Origin of the sequence: Mammaliicoccus sp. G-M28, assembly GCF_022386595.1 — a bacterium.
Lineage (GTDB): Bacteria > Bacillota > Bacilli > Staphylococcales > Staphylococcaceae > Mammaliicoccus > Mammaliicoccus fleurettii.
This window is the reverse complement of the sequence record NZ_JAJNIF010000029.1, coordinates 1-9,413: the sequence shown is the minus strand read 5'-3', so window position 1 is coordinate 9,413 and position 9,413 is coordinate 1. Positions and strand designations below refer to the sequence as shown.

Below are 9,413 nucleotides of genomic sequence, written 5' to 3'. Positions count from 1 at the left end.
TGATATTGCGTATTTTGTAAATCAAATTGTAGAAACGATACCTAATGAAGAATTCTACGAATTTACTCACGCTCGTGGTGCATCCTCATATCATCCTAAATTAATGTTAAAGATTATACTCTATTCATATACACAATCTGTTTTCTCTGGAAGAAGAATTGAAAGTCTTCTTAAAGACAGTGTTCGTATGATGTGGTTGTCACAGAACCAAACACCTTCTTATCGAACGATAAATCGTTTCAGAATTAATCCTATAATTGATCGATTATTACAATCACTATTTATAAATTTTAGAACACAACTTATAGAACAAAACCTTATTGATGAGGAAAGTATTTATATAGACGGTACTAAAATTGAAGCAAATGCCAATAAATACACTTTTGTTTGGAGAAAAAACACAGAAAGATTTAATAAAAAAGTAGTTGAACAATCAAAAGAAATCTATCGTGAAGCCATAGTAAATGAAGTAATACCTGAGTTAAAAGATGAGACCCAAGATATTACACTTGAAACTCTTTATGAATTCAAAAACAGATTAGAAGAAAAAATCGAAGATTTAAACGATGATATTAGCAACTCTAAAGATATAGCAGAACGAAAAACGATGCGTTCAGAAAGAATGGAAATAAAAAAGACTAAAAAATTGTTAAGTGAAAATATCGATAGGCAAATAAAATATCAAAAACAATTGGATATATTAGGTGAAAGAAATAGCTATTCTAAAACAGATCATGATGCAACTTTTATGAGAATGAAAGATGACCACATGATGAACGGACAATTAAAACCAGGATACAATTTACAAATTGCTACAAATTCACAATTTGTTTTATCTTATGACATATTTCCTAATCCAACAGATACTAGAACACTTACACCATTTTTAAATAATATTAGAAATAACTATTTTAATCTACCTAACTATATTGTCGCAGATGCTGGCTACGGCAGTGAGGAAAATTATAAAACGATTCTAGAACAATTTAACAGAACACCATTGATAACTTATAGTATGTACCTAAAAGAACAAACCAAGAAATATAAAGAAAACATATATAACACACAAAATTGGAAGTATGATGAACTAAGAGATGAATTCATATGTCCGAACAATCGCAGATTGTCATTCAAACGATACGCTTATCGAATCGATAAGTATAAATATAAAAGAGATTTCAAGTTATATGAAATTGATAATTGTAACAACTGCGAACTATTTGAGTTATGTAGAAAAAATGCATACCAGAGTACAAATAAAAAAATAATGAAAAATAATGTGTGGGAATACTTTAAACATATGACACAAAAGTTGCTTTCAAAACCTGAAACTGAAAAAATCTACAAACAAAGAAAGATTGATGTAGAGCCAGTTTTCGGATATTTGAAGGCTATTTTGGGTTTCACTCGTGTTTCTCTTAGAGGGAAACCAAAAGTGAAACGTGAATTAGGGATTGCCTTAATGGCTACAAACATAAGAAAAATGGTAGCTCTTCGAGCTACCAAAAACGTTCTCAAAGTAAAAAAAAGACGAAACTCACTTTTTATCGTGAATTTCGTCTTTTTTTTGAATTTCTGAAACTTTTTGTCTCAGCCTCTTAAGTATTAAGTTTATCGTCTATTATTATCGTCTGTTGGATTGTTTATATCTGCTTCTTCACGTCTTACTTTTTCAGATACATGCTCTGTATCTTGAACTTTATTTTTCTTGATAACTATTTCTTCAGATACAACATTCTCTTTATCAACATTTACGCGTTCTTCGTGTAATGGAACACGCACTGAGTCGTCTCCTTGAGCGTTGAAGTCTTCGTCAACTTTCTCATTAACTGGTCGACGTTCAATTGTAACTTCTTCGCGTTCAACTGGTACATCAAATTCTTCTTGTTCTTCAACTACGCGTTTATCAACTGATGCCTCACCAGTTTCAACGTTCTCTTTATCTACATTTAAACGTTCTTCATGTAATTGAACAGATTCTTCATCTTTGTCATTTCGAGTACCATCATTAAATGATTGATTAGATGCATTAATGTTAGTATCTCTTTCATTTTGACTAGTTGAGAAATTAGATTCACGTGTTGTATCTACGTTTGATGCAGGTGGCTCAACACTTTCATTTGGCTTATCATAATTTAATGTTGAACGTTCTGCTTCCACATCATCATCGTGAACTCTTGAGAATGATGAATCATCATTTCTTGAAAGATCTTGTTGGTCTTTAACATTATCCGTTTCGCGATATGTGGTATTTGTTTTTTCTCTATTATTTAATGCTTCTAAATCTCTTTCGTTATCACTAGAGTATACTTTACGATTATCTTCATCGTTTACTTGTGTTTCTTGTTCATCAGACTGTTTGTTCGCATAACCAGCAGCGCCAAGTCCTGATGCACCTGCTAAGTTTGCTGAAGTGGAAGTGTCATCATTATTATCAGCAAAATTAGAATTGTCTACATCATCATGTGCAACTTCTTCTTTATCAATACTATTGCCATAGCGATTAGTGTCAGTAGATCTATCTGTTTCTGCTTCATTATCAAATGAAGGTGAATCCGTTTTTTCTGTTGTATTATGAGTTAAATCATTATTAGAAACGTCATCGCTTCGGTTAAATTCATTTTCTCTTTCAGCGTTGCCAAATTCGTTTTGATTTTGAGAAGTGTCATTATCGTTCTTAGATGAACTAGCTGCAGCGGCACCAGCAGCACCTGCTCCTAATCCTGCACCGGCAACTGTTCCTTTAGAAACGCCATTTGAATCATTGTCTTCATTTGAATTACGAGAAACATCATTATTAGAAACGTCGTCACTACGGTTGAATTCATTTTCTTTATCAGCATTGCCAAATTCATTTTGATCATGAGAAGTATCGTTATCATTCTTAGATGAACTAGCTGCAGCAGCACCAGCTCCTACGCCTGCACCAGCAGCTGTTCCTTTAGAAACGCCACTTTCTTCATTCCCTTCATTTGAAAATGGTTTTGTATTGTCATAATGTTCATTTCCTGATTGAGAACCTTTAGGGTGTTCTGAATCATAGTTTTTACTATCATCTAAATTATCATTATCAATATATAACAAGATCTTGCCGTTATTTAAATCTGCTTTGTACTCATCTAATTTCTCTTCTGGAACATGTACACTTGATAAAACTCTTTCCTCAGAACTTTCACCAGAGAATAATGCCGTAATCTTATCACTAAATGATCCTCTTGAGCTTTTAACTTTAACATCTGTGTAATCTAAAGAGTTATCTTCTAACTTATCCTCAGAGATAACTTGTAAATCACTTTCTCCTGCGCCTTCTTGCTTTAATTCATCAATACGTTGCAATAAATCACTTTCGTTATTAAACTTTTCTATTTTACCCATACTAAAACCTCCATAAATTTGTAATGTGTAAAAATCTGATAAATAGTGATTATTCTCTTGCGCTTAAAACTTAATAAATATTGTTTATATAAATACAATATAATTCACAAATACCCTTGTAGAAAGGAATCAAACAAAAATAAACCAACTTTCTAATTATTTAAACAATTCAGTTTATTTAAATACTGTTTAAATCGCGTGATTATAAGGTTTTGCCTATTGTAAAAATACTGATACTTTGTTATTATCAATGAATAATTTATTACTAAAAACTCATATAATCTGAAGGATATGGCTTTAGAAGTTTCTACCGTGTTGCCTTAAATGACACGACTATGAGTAAATGAATAACATTGGAATCAGACTATCTAAAATGGTGTGGTTTTATATTATTTTTTACTCATCTTACCTATTTTTTAGGATTAAGGTGTGTTTTTTTTAATCTAAATGAGGAGGCGAGTAGTGTGAGGACACTACAAGATAGAGTTAAAGAAGACGGTGTGGTAATCGACGAGAAGATTCTTAAAGTTGATTCATTTTTAAATCACCAAATTGATGCAAAGTTAATGTACGAAGTTGGTCAAGTCATTACTGAACACTTTAAAGATAAGAAAATTACGAAAGTACTTACTATTGAGGCTTCTGGTATCGCACCAGCAATTATGGCTTCTTTACATTTAGATGTTCCGTGTTTATTTGCTAAAAAAGCAAAACCATCTACAATGACGTCTGAGTTTTATCACACAGATATCCACTCATTTACAAAAAATACAACAAGTACAGTGGTTATTTCGAAACAATTTTTAAATGAAGATGATCACGTATTAATTATCGATGACTTTTTAGCGAACGGTGAAGCATCATTAGGTTTACATCGTTTAGTGAAAGCTGCTCATGCTACAACATCAGGAATAGGAATTGTTATTGAAAAAAGTTTCCAACCAGGTAGAGAAAAATTAGAATCTGAAGGATTAGAAGTGTTATCACTTTGCCAAGTTGCTTCTTTATTAGGAAATGAAGTCAAGTTGGTAGGCGAATAAAATGAAAAATTTTATATTAAGTATTCAACATTTACTCGCTATGTATGCCGGGGCCATAATGGTACCTATTATTGTAGGTTCTGCTCTTAAGTTCACACCAGAAGAAGTTGCATATTTAGTTTCTATTGATATCTTTATGTGTGGTGTGGCAACATTTTTACAAGTTTATAAAGGAATAGGTATTGGACTACCGGTAGTCTTGGGATGCACATTTACTGCTGTTGCACCAATGATTCTAGTTGGTAATACACATGGTATTGGTGTCTTGTATGGTTCAATATTCTTATCGGGTATTATTGTTGTCTTAATTTCTCCATTTTTCTCATATTTAGTAAAATTATTTCCACCAGTTGTTACAGGTAGTGTAGTGACAATAATCGGTATCACTTTAATGCCAGTAGCTATGAACTATTTAGCTGGAGGAGAAGGTGAGAAAAATTATGGAGATGCTAAAAATATATTCCTAGGTGTCTTCACACTAGTCATTATTTTAATTATACAACGATTATCAAAAGGGTTTATAAAATCTATTGCCATACTATTAGGTTTACTGATTGGTACGATAGTTGCTTCATTTTATGGATTATTAGATACATCAAGTTTAAGAACATCAAATTGGTTAGAGTTACCAAGACCATTTAGATTTAGTGGCTTTGAATTCGAATTTGGCACTACGATTGTTTTTGTAATTGTAGCAATTGTGAGTCTTATTGAATCAACAGGTGTGTATCACGCACTGAGTGAAATTACGAAGCAACCAATCACTAGGAAAGGTTTATCAAAAGGTTATAGAGCTGAAGGAATTGCTATAATGATTGGAGCAATATTTAATGCATTTCCATATACAGCATACTCTCAAAATGTCGGACTCGTATCATTATCGGGAGCTAAAAAGAATCAGATCATGTATATGATGGTTGCACTTTTAATTGTATGTGGATCGATACCAAAGCTTGGTGCTTTAGCAAGTATGATTCCTTTCCCTGTATTAGGTGGCGCAATGATTGCGATGTTTGGAATGGTTATGGCTTACGGCGTTAAGATGCTTGGAGGCATAGACTTTAACAAACAAAACAATTTACTCGTAATTGCTGTATCTGTAGGAATAGGTGCTGGAATTACTGCTGTACCACAAGCGCTTGAAACATTTGGAGAACAATATGCATGGTTAACTCAAAACGGTATAGTACTTGGTACTTTCTCAGCTATTATATTGAATTTGTGTTTTAATGGATTAAACAATCAACAAAACATTGAAAATGTGAAATAATAAATATGAAAATAAATAAGTGGAGGTTCTATTCATGTGGGAAAACAAATTTCAAAAAGAAGGTTTAACGTTCGATGACGTATTATTAGTACCAGCAAAATCAGAAGTATTACCGAGTGATGTAGACTTAAGCGTTTCATTATCTAAGAATATTCAGTTGAATATTCCTATTATCTCAGCTGGAATGGATACAGTTACTGAAGCTAAAATGGCGATTGCTATGGCTAGACAAGGTGGCTTAGGTGTTATTCATAAAAACATGTCTATAGAACATCAAGCAGACGAAGTGCAAAAAGTTAAACGTTCTGAAAATGGTGTTATTACAAACCCATTCTTCTTAACACCTGACGAACAAGTATATGCAGCAGAAGCATTAATGAGTAAATATCGTATTTCTGGTGTACCTATTGTTAATAACGAAGAAGATATGGAACTTGTAGGTATTATTACGAACCGTGATTTAAGATTTATCGAGAACTTCTCCATCAAAATTTCAGATGTTATGACTAAAGAAGATTTAGTGACATCTCCAGTTGGAACAACTTTAGATGAAGCTGAAGAAATTTTACAAAAATATAAAATTGAAAAACTTCCATTAGTATCTAACGAAGGTAAACTTAAAGGCTTAATTACGATTAAAGATATTGAAAAAGTAATTGAATTCCCTTATGCTGCAAAAGATAAAGAAGGACGTCTTCTTGTTGCCGCTGCATTAGGTATTGCAAAAGATACACCAATCCGTGCTCAAAAATTAGTAGAAGCGGGTGCAGATGCACTTGTTATAGATACTGCTCATGGTCATTCTAAAGGTGTATTAAATGTAGTTAAAGAAATTAGTCAATCATATCCAGAAGTAACAATCATCGCAGGTAATGTTGCAACTCAAGAAGGTACAAGAGCATTATTTGAAGCAGGAGCAGATGTAGTTAAAGTTGGTATTGGACCAGGTTCAATTTGTACAACGCGTGTTGTTGCTGGTGTTGGTGTACCTCAAATTACTGCTATTTACGATTGTGCAACTGAAGCTCGTAAACATGGTAAAGCAATTATTGCTGATGGTGGTATCAAGTTCTCAGGAGACATCGCTAAAGCATTAGCAGCTGGTGGTAACGCTGTAATGTTAGGTAGTTTACTTGCTGGTACAGAAGAAAGCCCTGGACAAACTGAAATCTTCCAAGGACGTCAATACAAAGTATATCGTGGTATGGGCTCACTTGGTGCAATGGAACAAGGTTCAAAAGACCGTTACTTCCAAGAAGACACTACAGCTAAGAAATTCGTTCCAGAAGGTATTGAAGGTAGAATCGACTTTAAAGGACCTCTACAAGATACAATCTATCAATTAACTGGCGGTATTAAGAGTGGTATGGGCTATACAGGTTCAGCTAATTTAGAAGCATTAAGAGAAGATGCTCAGTTTATTAGAATGACTGGCGCAGGACTTAAAGAATCACATCCGCATGATGTTCAAATTACTAAAGAAGCACCAAACTACTCATTTTAATTAAAGGAGAACAACAATTATGGAAATGGCTTTTGAACAAGAGTTAATTCTTGTATTGGACTTTGGTAGTCAATATAATCAATTGATTACGCGTCGTATAAGAGAGATGGGCGTCTATAGTGAATTACACGACCATGAAATCTCAATCGAAGAAATTAAAAAAATGAATCCTAAAGGTATTATCCTTTCAGGTGGACCTAATTCAGTTTATGAAGAAGGATCATTTACAGTTAATCCTGAAATTTTTGAGCTTGGCATCCCAGTATTAGGTATTTGTTATGGTATGCAGTTAATGACAAAATTATTAGGTGGATCTGTAGAAAGAGCGAATGAACGTGAATACGGTAAAGCAACGTTAAACGTTAAATCAGATGATGATTTATTCTTTAGTTTACCTAACAGTCAAACAGTTTGGATGAGTCACAGTGATAAAGTTATTGATATACCTGAGAACTTTGAAATCATTGCAGATAGCCCAAGTTGTCAAAATGCAGCAATTGAAGATAAATCAAGAAAATTATACGGTGTACAATTCCATCCAGAAGTACGTCATACTGAATTTGGTAACGACTTATTAAGAAACTTTATTCGTCGTGTATGTGAATGTACAGGTAACTGGACGATGGAAAACTTTGTTGATATTGAAGTAGAAAAAATTAGAAAACAAGTTGGAGAACGTAAAGTATTGTGTGCGATGAGTGGTGGAGTTGATTCATCAGTCGTAGCAGTATTGCTTCATAAAGCAATTGGTGATCAATTAACATGTATTTTCGTAGACCATGGACTTCTTAGAAAAGGAGAAGGCGACATGGTAATGGAAAAATTTGGTGAAGGATTTAATATGAATATCATCAGAGTAGACGCTAAAGAGCGCTTTATGAATAAATTAACAGGTGTATCAGATCCAGAGAAAAAACGTAAAATCATTGGTAATGAATTCGTATATGTATTTGATGACGAAGCATCTAAGTTAGAAGGTGTAGACTTCCTAGCTCAAGGAACGTTATATACAGATATTATCGAATCAGGAACAAAAACTGCACAAACAATTAAATCACACCATAACGTAGGTGGATTACCAGAAGATATGCAGTTCCAATTAATCGAACCAATTAATACATTATTTAAAGACGAAGTACGTGCACTAGGAATAGAATTAGGAATACCAGAACACCTTGTATGGCGTCAACCATTCCCAGGTCCAGGACTAGGTATCCGTGTGTTAGGTGAAATCACAGAAGATAAATTAGAAATCGTGAGAGAATCTGATGCAATTCTTAGAGAAGTTGTACGTGAAGAAGGTCTAGAAAGAGATATATGGCAATACTTCACAGTATTACCTGACATCCGTTCAGTAGGTGTTATGGGAGACTATCGTACATATGACTACACAGTCGGCGTACGTGCAGTAACATCAATAGACGGCATGACAAGTGACTTTGCAAGAATCGATTGGGAAGTCTTACAAAAAGTATCAAGCCGTATCGTAAATGAAGTAGATCACGTAAATAGAGTAGTCTATGACATTACATCTAAGCCCCCAAGTACAATTGAGTGGGAATAATATATAAAATTAAGACAACCCTCTAGCTGCCATAGTTAGAGGGTTGTTTTTGTGTTTGATAATATTGAAAAAAATGGAAATTTTATATAAACTTATTATATGATAAGGATTTATTTGATTGAGTATATAAAAATAAATTTGCACAAAAGTATATTAAAGGAGGCGCATTCTATTGAATAAAGTATCCGGAATTAAGAACATAGACGAATTAGAAAGTGTTATAAAAGATGATATGGAGGAAATTATTGTAGTTTCTCCAATTAATAAAAGAATAATTGAGATGGCACAATCGGAACATTTAAAAGGATATAAAAATATTGTAGATGCATTCTCCTATGGTTCTACGTCTAGTGTAAGTTGGGTCATGACAAAAATATCTAATATAGGAAAAACAAAAGAAGAAAAAAGATGGAATAATTTAGAATTAACTATTAGAGCCTACTATGATATAGAGATTGTAGATGAAAATCATACACGGATTATAAAACAAAAAGATATATATTAATGAATTATATATTTCAAATAATTTTGAAGTGCTGATAAGAGATGTGTTAAAAGCAGTTTTCAACAAAATTGCTGATAAGGGTAGTGTTAAAAGCAGATTTCAGTAAAATTGCTGATAAGGGTAGTGTTAAAAGCAGATTTCAGTAAAATTGCTGA

General features: G+C 33.1%; 7 protein-coding genes and 1 riboswitch. Of the genes, 6 read left to right on the top strand and 1 reads right to left on the bottom strand.

The window, feature by feature from the left end; all coding sequences use genetic code 11:
• A partial coding sequence (locus LQ609_RS12485) for an IS1182 family transposase (RefSeq protein WP_239734841.1) occupies positions 1 to 1,579 on the top strand: 1,579 nt, incomplete at its 5' end.
• Between the two features lie 32 nt (positions 1,580 to 1,611).
• Here the strand turns inward: LQ609_RS12485 and LQ609_RS12480 are convergent.
• Entirely contained in the window at positions 1,612 to 3,375 is a 1,764-nt protein-coding gene (locus tag LQ609_RS12480; protein ID WP_239734840.1) for a DUF2382 domain-containing protein, read from the bottom strand.
• A gap of 253 nt (positions 3,376 to 3,628) precedes the next feature.
• A riboswitch (purine riboswitch) is annotated at positions 3,629 to 3,731 on the top strand.
• A 108-nt stretch (positions 3,732 to 3,839) separates the two neighbouring features.
• Between LQ609_RS12480 and xpt the strand changes: the two genes are divergently transcribed.
• The 5 genes from xpt to LQ609_RS12455 all read left to right on the top strand — a co-directional run bounded on the left by xpt (position 3,840) and on the right by LQ609_RS12455 (position 9,258).
• Positions 3,840 to 4,415, top strand: a complete 576-nt coding sequence (xpt, locus tag LQ609_RS12475) for a xanthine phosphoribosyltransferase (protein WP_078357140.1) — start codon at positions 3,840 to 3,842, stop codon at positions 4,413 to 4,415.
• Position 4,416: 1 nt separating this feature from the next.
• Entirely contained in the window at positions 4,417 to 5,685 is a 1,269-nt protein-coding gene (locus tag LQ609_RS12470; RefSeq protein WP_078357139.1) for a nucleobase:cation symporter-2 family protein, read from the top strand.
• 34 nt (positions 5,686 to 5,719) lie between these two features.
• Positions 5,720 to 7,189 (top strand): IMP dehydrogenase, encoded by a 1,470-nt coding sequence (gene guaB / locus LQ609_RS12465; RefSeq protein ID WP_078357138.1) that lies wholly within the window; start codon positions 5,720 to 5,722, stop codon positions 7,187 to 7,189.
• Between the two features lie 19 nt (positions 7,190 to 7,208).
• A complete protein-coding gene (guaA, locus tag LQ609_RS12460) occupies positions 7,209 to 8,753 on the top strand; it encodes a glutamine-hydrolyzing GMP synthase (RefSeq protein ID WP_239734839.1) in 1,545 nt (514 codons plus the stop codon).
• Between the two features lie 172 nt (positions 8,754 to 8,925).
• Positions 8,926 to 9,258 carry a hypothetical protein gene (locus tag LQ609_RS12455; protein ID WP_239734838.1) on the top strand — a complete coding sequence of 111 codons (333 nt, stop codon included), beginning with the start codon at positions 8,926 to 8,928 and terminating at the stop codon, positions 9,256 to 9,258.
• Positions 9,259 to 9,413: the final 155 nt, after the last annotated feature.

What these genes read in the sequence shown, in the direction of transcription:
- LQ609_RS12480 (WP_239734840.1), bottom strand. Translation starts at nt 3,375, where the DNA reads ATGGGTAAAATAGAAAAGTTTAATAACGAAAGTGATTTATTGCAACGT.
- LQ609_RS12470 (WP_078357139.1), top strand. Translation starts at nt 4,417, where the DNA reads ATGAAAAATTTTATATTAAGTATTCAACATTTACTCGCTATGTATGCC.
- guaB (WP_078357138.1), top strand. Translation starts at nt 5,720, where the DNA reads ATGTGGGAAAACAAATTTCAAAAAGAAGGTTTAACGTTCGATGACGTA.
- guaA (WP_239734839.1), top strand. Translation starts at nt 7,209, where the DNA reads ATGGAAATGGCTTTTGAACAAGAGTTAATTCTTGTATTGGACTTTGGT.